Genomic DNA, 19240 nt, shown 5'->3' with positions numbered 1-19240 from the left:
CGGAGGGCTTTGCTTTGTTTGCCGGTCGAAGCCGTGGGCCCCGGCCAGCGGCTTCGGTGTATGGGTATGTCGGCCCCTGTGGGCCTTACTTGTTGTGTATCAGGTTCATGAATTCCTGCCGCGTCTTGGCCTGGTTGAATGCCCCCGAGAAGTCGCTGGTGGTGGTTATGGCGTTTTGTGTCTCCACCCCGCGCATCTGCATGCACAGGTGGCGCGCCTCGACCACGACCATCACGCCCAGCGGGTGGAGCGTCTGCTCGATGCACTCTTTTATCTGCAGCGTCATGCGCTCCTGCACCTGCAGCCGGCGGGAGTATATGTCGACCACGCGGGCAATCTTGCTCAGCCCCGTGATGTAGCCGTTGGGGATGTAGGCCACGTGGGCTTTGCCGAAGAAGGGGAGCATGTGGTGCTCGCAAAGCGAGAAGAAGTCGATGTCCTTGACGATGACCATCTGGCTGTAGTCTTCCTTGAAGAGTGCGTCGGTGAGCACCTTGTGCGCATCCATGGTGTAGCCGCGGGTGAGCACCTGCATGGCCTTGGCCACCCTCATGGGCGTCTTCAGCAGGCCCTCGCGGGTGGGGTCTTCGCCCAGCAGGCTGAGCACACTCTTGTAGTGTGACGCCAGTTCGTCGATGCCGTCACGGTATTCTGTCTCAATATCCATTGTATTTAGTATTGAACTGTGATTTTTCCTTTTACTATCAGAGCTTGATTGTAGCCGAGCTTGCGCAGCTCGGTAAGCATCTGGTGGGCCTCTTCGTATGTGCGGAAGTTGCCCACGCGGCATATCCACCGCGGTGAATAGAAGTGAACATATACGGGCTGCATCGGGAAGAGCGTCTTTATCTCGTTGCCAATGCGCTCGGCCTGCAGCCTGTCGCGGCGGGTGTTGCCCCCCGCGAATGCCTGCACCCTGTAGCCGTTCACCTTGTATGCTCCGCGCATCACCTTCTTGCTCGTGTCTATCACGGGCGTGTCGGCGCCGCTTTCGGCCGCGTCGGCTTCGGCGGCCCTGTGCGTCTCGCGCTGTGCTGCCTCGGCTGCCGGCTTCTGTGCCGGCTGTAGCTTGGCGGCGGGCGGCTGTTGCTGGCTGCCGGCCTGGGCCTTGGCCGTTGTCGGGGCCCCGGCCGGTTGCGGCGTGATGCGTACGGTGCCGTTGACCAATTCGTCGATGGCCGCGCTCTGGTTGACGGTCACTGTGCCTTGATTCTTCACTTTCTTTTGCAGGCGTTCGGTGAACGTCTGCGCCCCGGCCGTTGCTGCTTGGCAGGCTATGATGAGGATTAGTGCGACGAATTGCTTCATTTCTGGTTGTTGTGGGGTTGTGTCTGTTGGTGTTGAAAGCGCCGCCGGGGCCCCGGGCTGCGCCATGCGCGCATGCTGCCCCGGGCCTCCGGCAGGCTTGTGGGTGGGATGTTATTTCTTCCAGGCGTCTATGATGCCCTTGAAGTCGGCTGCCTTGAGCGATGCGCCGCCGATGAGCCCGCCGTCGATGTCGGGCTTTGCAAACAGCTCGGGGGCGTTGCTGGCCTTGCAGCTGCCGCCGTAGAGGATGGTGGTGTCGTCGGCCACGGCCTCGCCGTAGTGCTCGGCCACCACGCTGCGGATGTAGGCGTGAATCTCTTCGGCCTGCTCGGCAGTGGCGGTCTTGCCCGTACCGATGGCCCAGATGGGCTCGTAGGCAATGATGATGTTCTTGAACTCCTCTGCGCTGAGGTTGAACACGCTTCCCTCAAGCTCGGCCTTCACTACCTCGTTCTGCTTGTTGGCTTCGCGCTCCTCAAGGCTCTCGCCTATGCAGAAGATTACCTTCAGGCCGTTCTTCAGTGCCAGCAGCACTTTCTCTTTGAGTATCTCGGGGGTCTCGCCGTAGTAGCCGCGGCGCTCAGAGTGGCCCAGGATAACGTATTGTGCGCCGGTGCTCTTCACCATCTCGGCCGAAACTTCGCCCGTGTAGGCGCCTTTCTCCTTGTCGGCGCAGTTTTCGGCGCCCAGGCCGATTACGTCTTGGTCGAGCAGCTGTGCAATGCTTGCAAGGTGGATGAACGGTGTGCAGATGATGACGCCGCAGTTGGGCTTCTCTGCCGTGAGTGTTTCGTTAAGCTCTTTTGCCAGAGCTATACCATCCTGCAGGTTCATGTTCATCTTCCAGTTGCCTGCTACAATTTTCTTTCTCATTTTCTTTCGTTTTAAAAGTTTGTATATCTTGGTTTGTCTTTCTTTGTTCCTTACGAACTTAGACCACGCCCAAAGCCTGTCGGCCAGCGTTAGAAGAAGCAGCGGCAGCACAAACCATGTGATGATGGACAGCACGCGGCTGGCTGTGGTGTCGTCGGGCTGCCGCCCCAGTTCGATGCGTTCAAGCCTGTCGGTGAGCTGGTATTCGTCGGGCAGACGGTTGTGGCTCCATTTCCGTATTACACGTCCTGACTTGATGAGAACGAGCCCGGGGTTGCTCCGTATGACGGTCTGCAGGGTCGTCGCGTCGGTCGAACAGAACGGGTATTCGGCCCCCGTCATGTCGCGCCACCGCTCTATGGCCCGGTCGGTGCTTGCCGTGAGGCAGTAGAACGGGTAGCCGTTGTCGGTGGCGTATTCGTATATTTGGTTTATGAGGTCGAGGTGGCTGTCGTCGGCCAGCTCAAGGTAGGGGGCCACAAGGAGCATGGTGTAGCTGCTGTCGGCCAGCACCTGCTCTGTGATGTCTTCGCTGTTGTCGCGCCGTGTGATTGAGAAGTCGTGTATGGGCGGCACGTAGCCTTCGGCCGTCTGCACTGTCTTGCTGTCAATGAAAGTCCATGTGGAGTCGGGGTAGTTGTCGAGCGTGAATTCCTTGCGCTGCCCGCCTTTCTCTAATATGAACGTTGTCTCGAACTGAGGTTGGGGCGCTCCGGGCGGAATCTCCATGCCCTTGCGTATGTCTGCGCCCACATGGTAGGGGCGGAAGTCGAACTGCGGCAGGTAATACAGGCTGTAGCCCGACACGGCGAGTATGAACAGTGCCGAGTAGTTGAGCACTATCCACTGGTTGGTGCGGCTGATGAACCTTATCATGTCGGCCGGCCGGCGTGCGAGCACTACGGCGAAGGCCAGCAAGACGACGTTTTTCCAGAACGTTTCCCAGTTGGACAGCTTGATGGCGTCGCCGAAGCAACCGCAGTCGCTGATGGGGTCGGCAATGGCAAGCCACAGCGTCAGCGGTGTGAACACGGCCATGATGAGCAGCAGCAGGCGCGACGTGGCGCGTCGGTGGATGGCGAATAGCAGGCAGATGCCTATGCCGAACTCCACTGCCGACATTGCCACCGATGCGGCAAGCGTGAGGATGTCGGGCACGTATTGGGCCAGGTGCCATGCCTCGAGGTAGTCGTTTATCTTGTACTGCGTGCCCAACGGGTCGACAGCCTTGACAAACCCCGACAACACGAACGTGGCCGCTGTCAGCAGGCGGCAGGCATTGGTTATGGCTATTCTTGCTCCGGCTTTCATCTGTTGTGCTTGTGTGGGTGTATCACTGCGCGAGCTTGATGGCCCCGAACACGGCGTAGTTGATGATGTCCATGTAGTTAGACGCTATCCCTTCGCTCACTATGGTGCATCCGCGGTTGTCTTCTATCTCCTTCACCCGCTCTATCTTGGTGAGTATGAAGTCTGTGTAGCTGCTCACGCGCATCAGCCGCCATGCCTCGTCGTAGTCGTGGTTTTTGCGCTGCATGAGCGCCAGGGCCTCGGCGGCGTGGCTGTCGTATAGCTTGAGGGCATCGTCGGCGCTGATGTCTACGTGGTCGGCGAAGCCGCGGTCAAGCTGTATCAGCCCAACTATGCCATAGTTGATGAGTGCTATGAACTCGGGCCTGATGCCTTCGCCCACCAGCGACTGCCCCTTGATCTCGAGGCTTCTGATGCGCTTGGCCTTTATGAGCAACTGGTCGGTGAGCGATGCCGGGCGCAGCAAACGCCACGACGCGCCGTAGTCTGCGAGCTTTTTCGCAAACAGCGAGCGGCATTCGGCCATCACTTGCTCGAACTCTTGGTCTGTGGATGCTTCTATTTGTTTTGCCATTCTCGATATAAACAAAGTGCGGTGCAAAATTAAGAATTTATATTGAGAACACCAAACGTTTGCCTAAAAAGCCGTTGGCGGCAGCCCGGGCCGTTGTGGTGGCGGGCCGGCGGCGCGCTCAACAAGGCCCTGCGGCAGGTTGGCAACGGGCCGGGGGCGGGCTGCCGGGCTGCCTCGGCTCTGCATGCGGCATGGGCCGGCCATGACACGCGGCCTTTGCGCGGCCCGATGGTGCAACTGCAATCCCCTTGCCAGCCGTGTGGTGCCTGTGTGAATGGGCAGCGAGGCGGCACCCGACGGGTTTGCGCCCTTGCTCACCGATATGCCGCTCAAGGGCGCGCCTGGCGCCTGGCGCATGGGTGTTGCCGCCATGCGGGCGGGCCCGGCTGCGTGGCAAAGGGCATGTCGATGGCCAGCGCGGGCCGGGGCCTTGGCTGGCTGAAGCGCGAGGAGCTGTCGGACGGGGGCGCCTGGCGGCCGCCGGCGGCCCCGGCCGGGCGTATCACTCCTCCTTCTGCTTCTTGTGTATGTATTTTATCTTGGCGCACTGTACGTCGAAGCGCACCTGCAGCGAGTCCATCTTGACCTTCGTGAGGTTGAGCGTGCTCAGCTCGTCTTCGGTGGCCGTGAGGTTGGCTCGCTTCTTTTCCACCGAGTCTTTCAGCTGCCTGTAGGCGGCTTTCACGGCCTGCAGCGCGCTGTCGGTCAGCGCAAGGTCGTCTTGTGCCTGCTTGAGCGATATGTCCTGGTATAGCTTCAGCGCCTCTTTGCGCGTCTCGATGGCGTTTGGGTAAACGCGGCGCAGCGAGTCGATTGTGCGCAGCGCCTTGTCGTATTGCTTGCTCTCAAACTCTGTGTTGGCCCGTTCCAGCAGTCGGTCGGCCTCTGAGCGTGCGCCGTTGTCGCCGCAGGCTGCCAGTGCCGCCACGGCTATCAGCGCCGCCGTTATGTGTTTCTTGGTCATGCTGTTCATGTTTTGTGTGGCGCGGCTGGCCGTGTGGCGCGGCCGTGCCGGCTGTTTGTTTTTTGCAAAAATACATCTTATCGGCGTGAAACAGCGACTGTGGCCCTCATTATTAGGTATTGTTAACATGCAATGCCCGCTTGCAGGGCCGCTGCCGGGGCCGTAGGGGCGTGGCGGGGCAGCCCGTAGGGCGTAGAGGCTGTGAAGCGGTTGCCGGGCCTTGGCCGTAGGCAATGATGCCTGCCGGGGGCAGCCTGGGGCGGCAAAGTGTAAATCTGTTTCATCATTTTTGCCCCCGTCTCGTCCTTGCCTTTGGCGTTTGCCGAGGGCTTTCGGGCCCGGCCGGTTGCCCGTCGGGCCGCTGCCGCCGCGCCGCGAGGGCCTTTTCGTGGGGCCGAACGGGCCGTTTTGCATTGCCGTGAGGGCCGTTTTACATAGCCGTAGCGGCCCGGCTGTGGCGCAGAAACATGGCTTTTCTGCCCTTTTGGGGCCTCCGGCGGCCGCACCGTGGCGCGTATGGGATAGCGATTCCATGCCTGTGGCGACCTAACACCGTATGCCCCAGCGCTTTGCGTATCTTCGCCGAGAATGGCTCATTTGCGGGCCGCTGCCGCCGTGGTGCCGCGCATGCTGTTCTCGGAGGCATGGTTGTAATTAAATTTCTGCACCGGCTGGCCACCGGCAGATGCCGCTGCCGCGTTGGCTGCTGCCCCGCGCGCAGAGGGGCGCGGGCGCCGCCGATGGTAAAAAACCGCATCGCAAGAGGCGGAATGTGGATTTTTTGCATTAACTTTGCAGCCTTAACAAAGTGTTCACGACCGATTGAAGATTGGTCTTGCCGTTCGTTTTTACCGGCAGTTTCGCTTATTTAACACAGCAGTGGCATCAATGAAGATACTTACAGACGCAGAACTGGCGCAGGCGCTCGACAGCGACATATTCCATACCATATCAGCTGCAGCCGACAAGCTCGGCCTTGAGTGCTACGTAGTGGGCGGCTACGTGCGCGACCTTTTCCTCGAACGCCCTTCTAATGACATCGACATAGTAGTGGTGGGCAGCGGCATCAGCCTTGCCTCCGAGCTCAAGCAGCAACTGGGGCGCAAGGCCCACCTGTCCGTATTCCGCAATTTCGGGACGGCGCAAGTGAAGTGGAAGGGCATGGAGGTGGAGTTTGTCGGGGCGAGGAAAGAGAGCTACAGCCACGACTCGCGCAAGCCCGTTGTGGAAGACGGCACGCTCGAAGACGACCAGAACAGGCGCGACTTCACCATCAACGCCATGGCCGTGTGCCTCAATGCCGAGCGCTACGGCGAGCTCGTCGACCCTTTCTACGGCATAGAAGACCTTGAAGACGGCATCATACGCACGCCGCTCGACCCCGACGTGACCTTTTCCGACGACCCGCTGCGCATGATGCGATGCGTGAGGTTTGCCGCGCAGCTCAACTTCATGATCGAGGACGAGACGTTTGAGGCGCTCAGCCGCAATGCCGAGCGGATAAGGATTGTGAGCGGCGAGCGCATCAAGGACGAGCTAAACAAGATAATGATGACGGCCACGCCGAGCCGGGGCTTTGTCGACCTGCACCGCTCGGGCCTGCTGCAGCTCATATTGCCCGAGCTGGCCGCGCTCGACATAGTGGAGCGAAGGGGCGACAAGGCCCACAAGAACAATTTCTACCACACGCTCGAGGTGGTAGACAACGTGTGCCGCAGGGGCGGGGGGCTGTGGCTGCGGTGGGCTGCCCTGATGCACGACATAGGCAAGACGAGGTGCAAGCGCTGGGAACCGGCGCAGGGATGGACGTTCCACAACCACAACTACGTGGGCGCCAAGATGGTGCCGCAGATATTCCGCAGGCTGGCGCTGCCGCTCGATGCCAAGATGAAGTACGTGCAGAAGCTGGTCGACCTGCACATGAGGCCCATTGTGATTGCCGACGAAGAGGTGACCGACAGTGCCGTGAGGAGGCTCATGAACGACGCCGGCGACGACATCGACGACCTCATGACGCTGTGCGAAGCCGACATAACGAGCAAGAACGAGGTGAGAAAGCGAATGTTCCTCGAGAACTTCCGCATGGTGCGCGAGAAGCTGGCCGACCTTAAGGAGAAAGACTACAAGCGACTGTTGCAGCCCTGCATCGACGGCAATGAGATAATGCAGATGTTCGCACTGCCGCCATGCCGCGAGGTGGGGCAGCTCAAGCAGGCGCTCAAAGACGCTGTGCTCGATAACAAAGTGCCCAACGAGCGAGAGCCGCTGATGGCGTTGCTGCTTGAAAAAGCTAAAGAAATAGGATTGGTTTGTAAAAATTAACGCACACGATTCTTACTTTTTTGTATATTTGCCATGCCGCATATAAAGATAGTTAAATGTGCGGCAGCATATTCTTTCAGTTAGAATATTCTGTGTATCTTTGCACTCTGAAAACCTAACCGTGGGTAGAAAGTTTTCTGCGGAGGTTGTATTTAGCATAAAAATTTATATATATAATAATAGGTTATGAAAAAGAACAAAATGTTGTTGATTGCGGCAACAGCTGCACTTCTCGTCTCTTGTGGAAACAAAGGCGCCATGACGGGCGACAATAGCTACCCGGTGCAGACGGTAAGTCCGCAGAGCGCAACGCTGCAATCAACCTATCCTGCCGTGATAAGGGGTATACAGGATGTGGAAATCCGGCCGAAAGTGTCGGGGTTCATTACTAAAATCTGTGTTAAGGAAGGCCAGACCGTCAAGGCCGGCGAGTTGCTTTTCGTCATCGACAACGTGACTTACGAGGCGGCCGTGCGCCAGGCCCAGGCCTCCGTGAACACGGCTTCGGCACAGCTTAACACCGCCAAGCTGACATACGAGAACAGCAAGAAGCTGTTTGCCAACAAGGTTATAGGTGCCTACGAGATGCAGTCGGCACAGAACTCTTACGAGAGCGCCGAGGCACAACTGTCGCAGGCAAAGGCCGCGCTCGTGTCGGCAAAGGAGAACCTGAGCTTCTGCTACGTCAAGAGCCCGTCGAACGGTGTCATCGGAACGCTACCCTACAAGGTCGGGGCGCTCGTGAGCAGCTCCAGCACACAGCCTCTAACCACTGTGTCTAACATCAGCACGATGGAGGTTTACTTCTCTATGAACGAGAAAGAGATGCTCGAGCTCTCGAAGACCGCCGGCGGAATGGCCGACGCCATAAGCAAATACCCGCCCGTTTACCTGCAGCTGGCCGACGGGACAACCTACCAGCACGAAGGAAAGGTGGCCAAGGTGAGCGGCGTCATCGACCAGACCACCGGCAGCGTGCAGGTTATCGCGCAGTTCCCCAACCCGGAGCACCTGCTGAAAAGCGGCGGGTCGGGCTCGGTGGTGGTGAAGCACACCAACAATTCGGCTGTGGTCATACCGAAGAGCTGCACTGTAGAGCTGCAGAACAAGATATTCATCTATGTCGTTGGCAATGACAACAAGGTGAAATACACCGAGATTACCGTCGAGCCACAGAACGACGGAAACAACTATATCGTAACCGGCGGCATAAAGGCCGGCGAGAAGTATGTGACCAACGGAGTGACCAAGCTCACCGACGGGGCACAGATTACACCGATAACTCCAGAGGAGTACGCCAAGAGGATAAAGCAGGCAGAAGGCATGGGAGCCATGCAGAAATAACCAGACCGCAACGGTCAATCTATTGATGCGTTAAACAAACAAAGGTAATATGACATTTACAAACTTTATAAAGCGCCCGGTGCTTTCGACGGTGATATCTATTCTCATCGTCATACTGGGTCTCATCGGACTGCTCACCTTGCCTATCGAGCAGTATCCTGACGTGGCTCCGCCTACCGTCTCGGTGCGTACCACGTACACCGGTGCCGATGCCGAAACCGTAAAGAACTCCGTGCTCGCGCCGTTGGAGGAAAGCATTAACGGTGTGGAGAACATGGACTACATGGAATCTACCGCATCCAACGACGGATCGGCAAGCATAACGATCTACTTCCGGCAGGGAGTGAACGCCGACATGTGCGCCGTCAACGTGCAGAACCGTATATCCCAGGCTCAGTCGCAGCTGCCGGCCGAGGTAACCCGCGTAGGTGTTACGGTAAACAAGCGCCAGTCGTCGCAGGTGATAATGTATGCCCTCGTGTCGCCCGACGGGCGCTACGATGACCAGTTCATCACAAACTACAACGAAATCAACGTCGTTCCGGCCCTCAAGCGTATTGCCGGCGTGGGCGATGTGATGAGCCCCGGTATGAAGACTTACTCGATGCGAATCTGGCTCAAGCCCGACAAGATGAAGCAATACGGGCTCATGCCGAGCGACATCTCAACCGCGCTGTCCGAGCAAAACATCGAGGCTGCGCCCGGTTCGTTCGGTCAGGAGAGCAAGATGGCGTTCGAGTATGTCATGAGATACACCGGACGACTCAAGACTGCCGAGGAGTTCAAGAACATAATCCTTACGAGCGACCTCACCGGACAGACCCTCAAGCTGAAGGATGTGGCCGATGTTGAGCTCGGAGGACTGAGCTATACCGTGTCGATGCGTAACAACAACATGCCTTCGGTCATGGGTATGGTGCAGCAGATTGCCGGCTCCAACGCCAACGAAATTGCCACCGCAGTGAAGGCCGAGCTCGAAGAGCAGGCCAAGAGCTTCCCCCCGGGCTTGACGTATGACGTCAACTACGACGTGACCGACTTCCTCTACGCTTCAATACATGAGGTTGTGTTCACCCTTGTGTTCACCCTCGTGCTGGTGTTCCTCGTGGTTTACCTGTTCTTGCAGGACTTCCGGTCAACGCTCATCCCGCTTATCGCCGTCCCGGTGTCGCTCATCGGTACGTTCCTCTTCCTCAACCTGTTCGGCTTCTCGGTCAACCTGCTCACGCTCTCGGCCTTGCTTCTGGCCATCGCCATCGTGGTCGATGACGCCATCGTGGTCGTCGAGGCTGTGCATGCAAAGCTTGACCTTGGCTACAAGAGCGCTCTCACGGCCAGTATCGACGCCATGAACGAAATCTCGGGAGCCATCATCTCCATCACGCTCGTAATGGCTTCGGTGTTCATCCCGGTGTCGTTCATGGGCGGAGTCTCCGGTACCTTCTACCGAGAGTTCGGTATTACGATGGCCATATCAATATTCATATCGGCCCTCAACGCCCTTACGCTGTCGCCGGCCCTCTGCGCCGTGTTCATGAAACCGAAGAATGAGGATGGCACCGAGCGCAAGCTCAGTCCGGTGGACCGTTTCCACGTGGCTTTCAATACAGCCTACGACAAGGTGCTCGGCAAGTATAAGACGGGTGTGGAGCGTTTCGTGCGCAAGCCCATACTTACCGCCGTGTGCGTGGTTCTGGGCATAGCCGCCCTCGTGGTGACCATGAGCACCACCCGCTCGGGCCTCGTGCCAGATGAGGATACGGGCGTTGTGTTCTGTACAATCACCATGCCCCCGGGAACCAGCGTGCACCGCACGCAGCAGGTTATCGACCAGGTTGATGCCATGCTCGCCTCGAATCCCGCCGTGCAGAGCCGCCAGCAGATACAAGGTTACAACTTTATCTCGGGCTCGGGTTCCGACCAGGCCACGTTCATCATAAAGCTCAAGTCGTTCGACGAGCGTAACGATGCACAGAGCGCACAGGCTGTGCTTGGCATGATCTACGCCCAGACAGCATCTATCAAAGACGCGCAGATACTTGCGTTTGCACCTCCTATGATTCCCGGATTCTCGGCAAACAACGGTGTTTCGGTTGTCATGCTCGACCGTACGGGTGGAGATGTCAACAAGTTCTTCGGCATTGTGCAGCAGTATCTGGGCGAGCTTAACAAGCGCCCCGAGATTCAGATGGCCATGACATCGTACAACTCGAGCTACCCGCAGTACATGATTGACGTCGATGTGGCCAAGTGTAAGCAGGCAGGGATATCCCCCTCAACCGTGCTGACGACGTTGCAGGGTTACTACGGTGGCCTTTACGCCTCGAACTTCAATGCATACGGCAAGCTATACCGTGTGATGATACAGGGCACGCCGGAGAGTAGGCAGCGTCCCGAGGACCTGAACAACATCTATGTCCGCACAACCAACGGCATGGCACCGGTGAATGAGTTCTGCACCATGAACCGCGTCTACGGTCCGTCGAACATCAACCGTTACAACATGTATACGAGCATCAGCGTCACAGCGACCGTTGCCGACGGCTATTCTTCGGGTGAAGCCATCAAGGCCGTTGAGGAAGTGGCCAGCAACGTGCTGCCCGCGGGCTACGGATACGAGTTTACCGGACTTACGCGAACCGAGGCCAACTCAAGCAGTTCTACGGGTCTTATCTTCGTATTGTGCTTCGTGTTCGTCTACCTGATACTCTCCGCACAGTACGAGAGCTACATCCTGCCGCTGTCAGTGCTGCTCTCCGTGCCGTTCGGACTTGCCGGAGCGTTCCTCTTCACGCAGCTCTTCGGCCACCAGAACGACATCTACATGCAGATATCTCTTATCATGCTCATCGGACTTCTTGCCAAGAACGCCATCCTTATCGTGCAGTTCGCCCTTGAGCGCCGCCACACCGGAATGGCCATCCGCTGGTCGGCCATCCTCGGAGCCGGTGCCCGTCTGCGCCCGATTCTGATGACCTCGCTGGCCATGATTGTCGGTCTGTTGCCTATGATGTTTGCAAGTGGCGTGGGAAAGAACGGTAACCAGACGCTTGGAGCGGCAGCCGTGGGCGGCATGCTCATAGGCACGTTGTGCCAGTTGTTCGTCGTTCCCGCCCTGTTCATGATATTCCAGTCGCTGCAGGAGAAGCTGACGCCGCTGAAGTTTGATGACGAGGAGAACGAGGAAGTGAGCACCGAGCTTGCCCAGTATGCCCATCGCCCCGATGATTACAAAAAAGATGAATAATTGAACATGAAGAAGCTATTAACGATAATGTCCGCAACGCTGCTCTTGAGCAGCTGCGGACTCTACAACAAATACGAGCGCCCCGACGTCAACACCACTGGCCTTGTGCGTGACACGGCGTCGGTAAGCGACACGCTGGCTGTGCGCGACACCGCCAATTTCGGCAACCTGCCTTGGCGCGAGGTGTTCACCGACCCGCAGTTGCAGGCGCTGATAGAGCAGGGTCTGGAGAACAACGTCGACTTGCTCAACGCTGCCCTCAACGTGAAGATGGTCGAGGCACAGCTCACGGCCGCCAAGCTGGCCTTTGTGCCGTCGTTCACCTTCTCGCCGCAAGGCACGCTCTCGTCGTGGGACGGCAGCAAGACGACCAAGACTTACTCGCTTCCTGTGCAGGCGAGCTGGAGCCTTGACCTGTTCGGCAACCTGCTCTCGCAGAAGCGCAGTGCCCAGACGGCCCTGCTTGCCACCAAGGATTACCAGCTTGTGGTAAAGACCCAGGTCATTGCCAACATAGCCAACATGTACTACACTCTGCTGATGCTCGACCGCCAACTGGAGATAGTGAACGAGATGTCGGGCGTCACCAAGGAGACATGGGACATGATGAAGGGGCTCAAGGAGCTGAGCGCAGGCTACAACTCGACAAGCGTCAGCAGCGCCGAGGCCAATTACTACTCGGTGCTTGCCCAGGCTGCCGACCTGAAGAGGCAGATACGCGAGACCGAGAACTCGCTCTCGCTCATGCTCGGCCAGTCGGCCCAGGCCATAAAGCGCGGCAGGCTCGAAGACCAGAACCTGCCCAGCAAGTTCAGCACCGGCATCCCCCTGCAGATGCTCAACAACCGTCCCGACGTGCACTATGCAGAGATGTCGCTCGCGCAGTGCTTCTACAACGTGCAGACCGCACGCTCGCGCTTCTATCCCAGCATAACCATCAGCGGTTCGGGGGCGTTCACCAACAGTTCGGGTGCAGGCATCGTCAACCCCGGCAAGTGGCTGCTCTCTGCAGTGGGAAGCCTCGTACAGCCGCTCTTCATGAACGGACAGCTCATCGCCGGGCTCAAGGTGGCCAAGGCAGAGCAGGAGCAGGCCTACAACACTTGGCAGAATGCGGTGCTCCAGGCAGGCAACGAGGTGAGCAACGCCCTTGTGCTCTACAACACGAGCGACGAGCGCAGCCGCCTCGAGCAGAAGCAGGTGGCTGCCTTGCGCAGGGCTGTCGAGGACACCAAGATGCTCTACCACGACCGCAGCTCCAACTACCTTGAGGTGATAACGGCCGAGACCAACCTGCTCAACGCTGAGCTTACGAAGGTGGCCGACGACTTCTATAAGATGCAGGCTGTGGTAAACCTCTACCAGGCTCTGGGCGGAGGCACCAATTGATAAACCATTAAAGCTAACTATTATGGCAAGTGAAATAAGTCCAAAAGCAGAGATTGACCCGAGGGCGAAAATCGGGAACAACTGCAAGATATATCCTTTCGCATATATTGAGGGCGATGTCGAGATTGGCGACGGTTGCACCATCTACCCGTTTGTGAGCATTCTGAACGGCACACACATGGGAAAGAACAACACGGTATTCCAGGGAGCAGTGCTTGGGGCACTGCCCCAGGACTTCGACTTCATCGGTGAGAAGTCTGAACTCGTCATCGGCGACCGCAATGTATTCCGCGAGAACGTCGTCATCAACCGGGCAACGCACTCCGACGGGAAGACGGTCATAGGCAATGCCAACTTCTTCATGGAGGGCGCACACATCTCTCACGACACCAAGGTGGGCCACAGGTGTGTGTTCGGCTATGGCACCAAGATTGCCGGCGACTGCGAGATAGGCGATGCGGCCATCTTCTCGACCAGCGTGATTGCCAATGCCCGCACCCGTGTGGGGGCGTGCTCGATGGTTCGTTCGGGCTGTACCTTCTCGAAAGACATACCTCCGTTCATCATTGCCGGAAACTCGCCAATCAAGTATTGCGGCATCAATTCGGTCATGATGAGCAAGTATGGGTTAGACGCAAAGACACAAAAGCACGTTGCAAATGCCTACCGACTTGTGTTCCACGGGCAGACGTCTGTGTTTGATGCCGTATTGCAGATAAAGGAGCAGGTGCCCGATGGCGAGTCCATCCGCATGATTACCTCTTTTATCGAAGGCACCAAGTTGGGCATCATTTCGAAGATTTGACGCACTTTGTAATTGTTTTTTGATAATTGTTTGGGCCTGTCCTTTCATGGGGCAGGCTTTTTTTGTACCTTTGCAGTTGGCATGCCTCCATGTGGCCCGGGCCGTTCGGCATGGCTGTATGGGCCGTTTTGCTGCCTCATGTGGGCCGTTTGGCAGTGCCGTACGGGCCGTTTTGCACGGCGTTTCGGCGCGCTTCTGCAAGTGGCTGTGTGCCAGTGGGTTGGCTGTCCGGCCGCCATTGCTCCCGTGGGGCATGCCCGCGGCGCCCGGCCGTCGCCCGGATTGTGGCGCCAGGGCCGTGGTGTCATTTGTTGTTTTATATGGATTTTTGATATATGGGGATATACATTGAAGACGCGCCATCCGACTTCTATGGCGAGTTGCTGGCCGCAGCGCAGAGAGCCGGGGCCGATGTCATGGGGGCGTATGCCACGCTCGCCGCTGTCTTCCGCCGTGCCGTCGACCAGCGTCTGATGCACAGCACGATAGCGTTTGCAGGCATGTTCGCCAAGGTAGACTACCTTGTCAAGGAGTGCGGCGTCGAGCCTCCGCTGGCATACCGCATCAATGCCACCCGCATACGCCTGCGCCATCTTCAAGAGCAGGATGGTGGCAGCCTGCCGCGGCTGTTCCCCTACGACCTGAAGCATGTGTGCCTGTTCGTCTCCCGTGTGTATGGCGGGGCTGCCATACCGCCCGGGCTTGCCGCCATGCTGCCGGCGAGCGACCTCAGCGCCGACGGGGGCGAGGTGTTGGGCGAATGCGTCCGCGTGGTGGCCGAAAGCTGCGAGGGCACTGTGGTCACTGCCACCGGCGAGCACGGTGGCAGCCTGCGCGTCGACTGTTCGGGCCCGTGGGCCCCTCTCTGCGGCCTGATCTCGCCCGGAAGCCAGCTCAACCTCGTGCGCCCTCGTGAGGTTGGGGGGCTTGTTGTGCCCGAGCTTGTAGTCTTCGAACCCGACTACCTGGTAGACATCTCTGCCGTTGCGGCCTGTTTCGAGAGCTATGGCGCAACACCATACACTTATCTCATAAACAAGCTAAAGCCTTCGCCGCTGTCGTCGAACATACTGTTGGGTAACTTTGCCGGCCAGCTTCTCGACGAGGCCGTGCACGGGCTCGACTGCACTTACGCCGACAGCGCAGCCCGCTTTTTCCGAAACAACGCCTTGGCCCTGGCGGCTTGCGACGGCATCGACGGCGGTTTCCACAGCGAAGCCCGCTCGCAGCTCGACAACATACGCCGTGCCGTGGGCAGTGTGCTGCCCGCCGAGGTGAGCGACTATTGCCCGGCCGAGGCCATGCTCGAACCGTCGTTCTTTTGCGAGACGCTGGGCCTTCAGGGCCGCATGGACTTCCTGCAGATGGACGGGGCGCGCCCGGGGCGTTGCATACTCATAGAGCAGAAGTCGGGCAAGGGGGCGTTCCCGCCGGGGCCCGACCCCGACACGCCCCGCCACCAGGAGCGCCACTACGTGCAGTTGCTGCTCTACATGGCCCTGTTGCGCTATGGCCACGGGCGCCCCAATGCCGACATACGCGCCTTCCTGCTTTATTCCCATTACCGCAACAGCCTGCTCAAGGTAGGCCCCGCGCCCGAGTTGCTGTGCCGTGCGCTCATGCTGCGCAACCAGGTCGTGTGGTGTGAGCTGTGGTATGCGCGCGGAGGCATCAGCGTGCTGGGCAGGCTCACCCCCGACAATTTCAATGTCGGCGGCCAGTCGGGTCGGCTTTGGGAGCAGTTCACGCGCCCGCAGATAGAGCGCCTGCTGCTGCCCGTGCGCCGGGCCACGCCGCTTGAGCGTGCATATTACTTCAGGTTGATGACGTTTTTGGAGCGCGAGCACCTGCTGTCGAAGATTGGCAACAAGACGAAAGAGAACTCTGGCTTTGCCGCCAAGTGGCACGACACGCTCGAAGAGAAGCTGCAGGCCGGCAACATATTCTACCGGCTGTCAATCGACAGCCTTGTGCCCGAGGCAGAAGGTGGCTCGGGCATAGGGCGCGTAAGGCTGCGCTTTGCAGCCGACACCGATGCCGAGGGCGCCAATTTCCGTCCGGGCGACATAGTCATATTGTATTCTTACCAGAACGGCCGTGAGCCCGACGCGCGGCGGGCGGTGGTCATGCGTGCCACCGTTGTGGCCATATCCACGGCCGGCATAGAGCTCAGCCTGCGCAATCCGCAGACCGACAGCCGCGTGTTCAGCCGTCCGCCGGGCTATGCCTGGGCCGTTGAGCACGACCTGTTTGAGTCGTCTTTCTCGTCGCTCTACCGCGCCATGCACTCGTTTCTGTCGGCACCGGCTCGGCGGCGCGACCTGTTGCTGTCGCAGCGCAGGCCCCGCGTGGATGGCTCGGTGGCGCTTGCCGGCGATTACGGGGCGTTCAACGGGCTTGTGCTCCATGCCATGCAGGCCCTCGACTTCTTCATTGTGATAGGCCCGCCCGGCACTGGCAAGACCTCGTTTGCCATGCTCAACATCCTAAGCGAAGAACTGTTGCACCCCGACACGGCCGTGCTCGTCATGGCATACACCAACCGTGCCGTCGACGAGATATGCTCAAAGCTGTCCGATTGCGGCATCGACTTCGTGCGGCTGGGCTCGGCCCTGGCTTGCGCCGAGCCCTACCGGCCCTACCTTCTCAGCCAGAAGGTGGCCTGCTGCAAAAGCGTCGGCCAGGTGCGCCAGGCCATAGCGTCGGCCAGGGTGGTGTGCGCCACCACGTCGGCCGTCAACTCCAACCCGGCGCTCCTGCAGCTTAAGCGTTTCAGCCTGGCCATCATCGACGAGGCGTCACAGATACTCGAGCCCCACGTGGTGGGCATCCTGGGTGCCACTTCGGGCGGCGTAGAGTCGATAGGGCGCTTTGTTCTCATCGGCGACCACAAGCAGTTGCCGGCCGTGGTGCAGCAAACGCCCGACGAGTCGGCCGTGGCCGACCCTCTGTTGCGCGCCATCGGCCTCACCGACTGCCGCGACTCGCTATTCGAGCGGCTCTTGCGGGCCCACCGCTCCGACCCCGCCGTGGTCTACATGCTGACGCGCCAGGGCCGGATGCACCACGACATAGCCTCGTTTCCGAGCCGGGCGTTCTATTCGGGGCTGCTCTGCGAGGTGCCGCTGGAGCACCAGCAGCGCCCCCTGCCGCCCCCTGCGGGCTGTGCCGATGAGGTAGGCCGCTTGGTCGGGGGGCACCGGGTGTCGTTCGTCTCGGTGCATCCCGACGCCTCGGATGGCTCCGACAAGGTAAACACGGCCGAGGCTCGGGTCATCGCCCGGGTGGTGGCTTCGGTGCGCTTGGCCTGTGGCGACGGCTTCGACCCGGCCGTTTCGGTAGGCGTCATCGTGCCCTACCGCAACCAGATTGCCGCCGTGCGCGATGCGTTGGTGCGCGCCGGGGTGTCCGAGGCGCACCAGATTGGCATCGATACCGTGGAGCGTTACCAGGGCAGCCAGCGCGATGTGATAGTCTACGGGTTTACTGTGCGCAAGCGATATCAACTCAATTTCCTTACGTCGAATGTGTTTTTCGAAGACGGCAAGCCCATCGACCGCAAGCTGAACGTGGCCATGACCCGTGCGCGCGAGCACCTCGTGATGGTGGGTTGCGCCGGTTTGCTTGCCTGCAATGAGGTCTTTGCCGCCCTTATAGACGCCGTGAGGCACGACGGCGGCTACCTCGAGGCCCGCTGACCGTGCTGCTGAGCGTCGGCGTTTGGGCCCAGGCCGGCGGGGCGGGGGTGGCGCTTTGCGTTGCGGCGGTGCCCCGGCCGTTGTCAGTCGGCGGCCCCGGCGGCCGCCTGTTCCAGCCTTTTCTGTATGTCGGCCATCTTTGTTCGCCGGGCAATGCTGAAGGTCTTGTCGTGTCGGTCGATGAAGTCGAAGAGTGCAAACGCCCTTTGCAGCAACTCGTCACCGCCAATGCCGGCCATCAGACCGGCTTCGGCGTAATACAGCTCGGCCAGCATCTCCATGCGTTCGGCGCGTTCCTCGGGCGGAAACCGCTCGAACGAGTCCATCACTTCGTCCATCGTGCATACGTGGTAGAGCGAGTAAGGGCCCACGTATTGGTCGTACATGAGCCTTATCTCGTCTCTCTGTTTGCTTAAGTCCTTCTTCATCACCAGTTCGAGAGCCTCGGCGAACTCGCGTATGAGGCGCAGTATATAGTCGCGTTTCAGCATGATTGTCGTTCGTTTATCCGTGTGGCACTTGCCACCCGCGGGGCAAAGGTAAGTAAAAAGTTTGGTAAATGCAGCCCGGCGCGGCCAGTTTTTCCCCCCGGCGGTGCGTGTTGCCGCTGTCAGGGCGGTCTCGGCGCTGTTGCCGGTCAGGGGCGTTCGGCCCTGTATCTGAGCCACACCGTGCCGCAATCGAGGCGCTTCACGTCGGCGAGCGCCATCTTGGCGGGCATCCACCCCTCGTCGGCAATGCCGTCAAACACAGCCGTCTGCCCCTTCCTTCCGTCTATTCCCTGGCCAATCATGAGGCTTACCTCGTCGATGAGCCCAGCGGCAAGGAACCCGCCGTTGATGTTTCCGCCGCCCAGCAGGGCCAGCCTTTCCACGCCAAACTCGCCGCGCAGCGTCTTCATGGCCCCTGCCAGGTCGATGGCCGGGTTGCCCACGGCTATGTAGGATATGCCCTCGCTGCGCAGCATGTTGAGGTATTCAAGCGGTGCCCGTTCGCTCGTGATGCAAAGCAGCGGCACCCCGTCTATCTCGTTCGACGGCCACTGCAGCCTCCCCGTGGTGTCTGCGGCAATGGCATATCCCTTTGCCTGTTGCGCCATGTAGAACGAAGGCCTGCCCACCGGGGCCGGGTCTTTTGCTGCGTAATGCCCTTCCAGTGCACTGTAGTGCTCCATTGTCACCCTCCCTTCGAGCGTCGAAGGGCAGTCCAGCTCGCCCAATGCCGTGTAATACTCGTCGCCGCTGATCTTGTCTACCATAGAGCAGTCGATGCGCCCGTCTATTGATGCCATCATGTGGCAGATGATGTAAGGTCTCATAGTGCTACTTGTCATGTTGTTGTCGTTTTGCTGTTTCATGCCGCCGCCCGGCGCATTCAGTCGGCGCGTGCGGCCGTTGGCGGGCCA

General features: G+C 59.3%; 13 protein-coding genes. 6 read left to right on the top strand and 7 right to left on the bottom strand.

The window, feature by feature from the left end; all coding sequences use genetic code 11:
- Window positions 1-85: 85 nt before the first annotated feature.
- The 5 genes from folE to H6B30_RS03465 form a co-directional block, all read right to left on the bottom strand.
- Window positions 86-667 (bottom strand): GTP cyclohydrolase I FolE, encoded by a 582-nt coding sequence (folE, locus tag H6B30_RS03485; RefSeq protein ID WP_205107967.1) that lies wholly within the window; start codon window positions 665-667, stop codon window positions 86-88.
- Between the two features lie 5 nt (window positions 668-672).
- Window positions 673-1308: an SPOR domain-containing protein gene (locus H6B30_RS03480; protein WP_205107965.1), complete on the bottom strand. Its 636-nt coding sequence runs from the start codon at window positions 1306-1308 to the stop codon at window positions 673-675.
- Between the two features lie 111 nt (window positions 1309-1419).
- Window positions 1420-3492, bottom strand: coding sequence for a BT_3928 family protein (locus tag H6B30_RS03475; protein ID WP_205107963.1), 2073 nt, complete (start codon window positions 3490-3492; stop codon window positions 1420-1422).
- Window positions 3493-3514: 22 nt separating this feature from the next.
- The gene (locus H6B30_RS03470) at window positions 3515-4066 is read right to left on the bottom strand and encodes a DUF1599 domain-containing protein (RefSeq protein ID WP_205107961.1); all 552 of its coding nucleotides are present in this window, start codon (window positions 4064-4066) and stop codon (window positions 3515-3517) included.
- Between the two features lie 502 nt (window positions 4067-4568).
- On the bottom strand, window positions 4569-5030 hold the full coding sequence (locus H6B30_RS03465; RefSeq protein ID WP_205107959.1) for a hypothetical protein: 462 nt from the start codon (window positions 5028-5030) through the stop codon (window positions 4569-4571).
- Between the two features lie 888 nt (window positions 5031-5918).
- On the opposite strand from H6B30_RS03465, the gene H6B30_RS03460 reads away from it, so the two are divergent.
- The 6 genes from H6B30_RS03460 to H6B30_RS03435 all read left to right on the top strand — a co-directional run bounded on the left by H6B30_RS03460 (window position 5919) and on the right by H6B30_RS03435 (window position 17835).
- Entirely contained in the window at window positions 5919-7352 is a 1434-nt protein-coding gene (locus H6B30_RS03460; protein WP_205107957.1) for a CCA tRNA nucleotidyltransferase, read from the top strand.
- A 186-nt stretch (window positions 7353-7538) separates the two neighbouring features.
- Entirely contained in the window at window positions 7539-8696 is a 1158-nt protein-coding gene (locus H6B30_RS03455; RefSeq protein WP_205107955.1) for an efflux RND transporter periplasmic adaptor subunit, read from the top strand.
- A gap of 49 nt (window positions 8697-8745) precedes the next feature.
- Window positions 8746-11943: an efflux RND transporter permease subunit gene (locus tag H6B30_RS03450; RefSeq protein WP_205107953.1), complete on the top strand. Its 3198-nt coding sequence runs from the start codon at window positions 8746-8748 to the stop codon at window positions 11941-11943.
- A gap of 6 nt (window positions 11944-11949) precedes the next feature.
- Complete coding sequence (locus tag H6B30_RS03445; protein WP_205107952.1) at window positions 11950-13332, top strand: efflux transporter outer membrane subunit; 1383 nt, start codon at window positions 11950-11952, stop codon at window positions 13330-13332.
- A gap of 22 nt (window positions 13333-13354) precedes the next feature.
- Window positions 13355-14137 (top strand): acyl-ACP--UDP-N-acetylglucosamine O-acyltransferase, encoded by a 783-nt coding sequence (gene lpxA, locus H6B30_RS03440; RefSeq protein ID WP_205107950.1) that lies wholly within the window; start codon window positions 13355-13357, stop codon window positions 14135-14137.
- Between the two features lie 335 nt (window positions 14138-14472).
- A complete protein-coding gene (locus H6B30_RS03435; protein ID WP_205107948.1) occupies window positions 14473-17835 on the top strand; it encodes an ATP-dependent helicase in 3363 nt (1120 codons plus the stop codon).
- Window positions 17836-17918: 83 nt separating this feature from the next.
- On the opposite strand, the gene H6B30_RS03430 is transcribed toward H6B30_RS03435, so the two are convergent.
- Window positions 17919-18326 (bottom strand): hypothetical protein, encoded by a 408-nt coding sequence (locus tag H6B30_RS03430; protein ID WP_205107946.1) that lies wholly within the window; start codon window positions 18324-18326, stop codon window positions 17919-17921.
- Between the two features lie 146 nt (window positions 18327-18472).
- On the bottom strand, window positions 18473-19153 hold the full coding sequence (locus H6B30_RS03425; protein WP_205108177.1) for a dihydrofolate reductase family protein: 681 nt from the start codon (window positions 19151-19153) through the stop codon (window positions 18473-18475).
- Between the last annotated feature and the right edge of the window lie 87 nt (window positions 19154-19240).

This window comes from Marseilla massiliensis (assembly GCF_016899955.1).
Classification (GTDB): Bacteria; Bacteroidota; Bacteroidia; order Bacteroidales; family Bacteroidaceae; genus Prevotella; species Prevotella intestinigallinarum.
The sequence above is the reverse complement of the archived record's forward strand: the minus strand, read 5'-3'. Positions and strand labels throughout refer to the sequence as shown.

Coding starts and splice junctions, on each gene's coding strand:
- H6B30_RS03465 (WP_205107959.1), bottom strand. CDS start 5,030: ATGACCAAGAAACACATAACGGCGGCGCTGATAGCCGTGGCGGCACTG.
- H6B30_RS03475 (WP_205107963.1), bottom strand. CDS start 3,492: ATGAAAGCCGGAGCAAGAATAGCCATAACCAATGCCTGCCGCCTGCTG.
- H6B30_RS03445 (WP_205107952.1), top strand. CDS start 11,950: ATGAAGAAGCTATTAACGATAATGTCCGCAACGCTGCTCTTGAGCAGC.
- H6B30_RS03425 (WP_205108177.1), bottom strand. CDS start 19,153: ATGAGACCTTACATCATCTGCCACATGATGGCATCAATAGACGGGCGC.
- lpxA (WP_205107950.1), top strand. CDS start 13,355: ATGGCAAGTGAAATAAGTCCAAAAGCAGAGATTGACCCGAGGGCGAAA.
- H6B30_RS03460 (WP_205107957.1), top strand. CDS start 5,919: ATGAAGATACTTACAGACGCAGAACTGGCGCAGGCGCTCGACAGCGAC.
- H6B30_RS03470 (WP_205107961.1), bottom strand. CDS start 4,066: ATGGCAAAACAAATAGAAGCATCCACAGACCAAGAGTTCGAGCAAGTG.
- folE (WP_205107967.1), bottom strand. CDS start 667: ATGGATATTGAGACAGAATACCGTGACGGCATCGACGAACTGGCGTCA.
- H6B30_RS03480 (WP_205107965.1), bottom strand. CDS start 1,308: ATGAAGCAATTCGTCGCACTAATCCTCATCATAGCCTGCCAAGCAGCA.
- H6B30_RS03455 (WP_205107955.1), top strand. CDS start 7,539: ATGAAAAAGAACAAAATGTTGTTGATTGCGGCAACAGCTGCACTTCTC.
- H6B30_RS03430 (WP_205107946.1), bottom strand. CDS start 18,326: ATGCTGAAACGCGACTATATACTGCGCCTCATACGCGAGTTCGCCGAG.
- H6B30_RS03450 (WP_205107953.1), top strand. CDS start 8,746: ATGACATTTACAAACTTTATAAAGCGCCCGGTGCTTTCGACGGTGATA.
- H6B30_RS03435 (WP_205107948.1), top strand. CDS start 14,473: ATGGGGATATACATTGAAGACGCGCCATCCGACTTCTATGGCGAGTTG.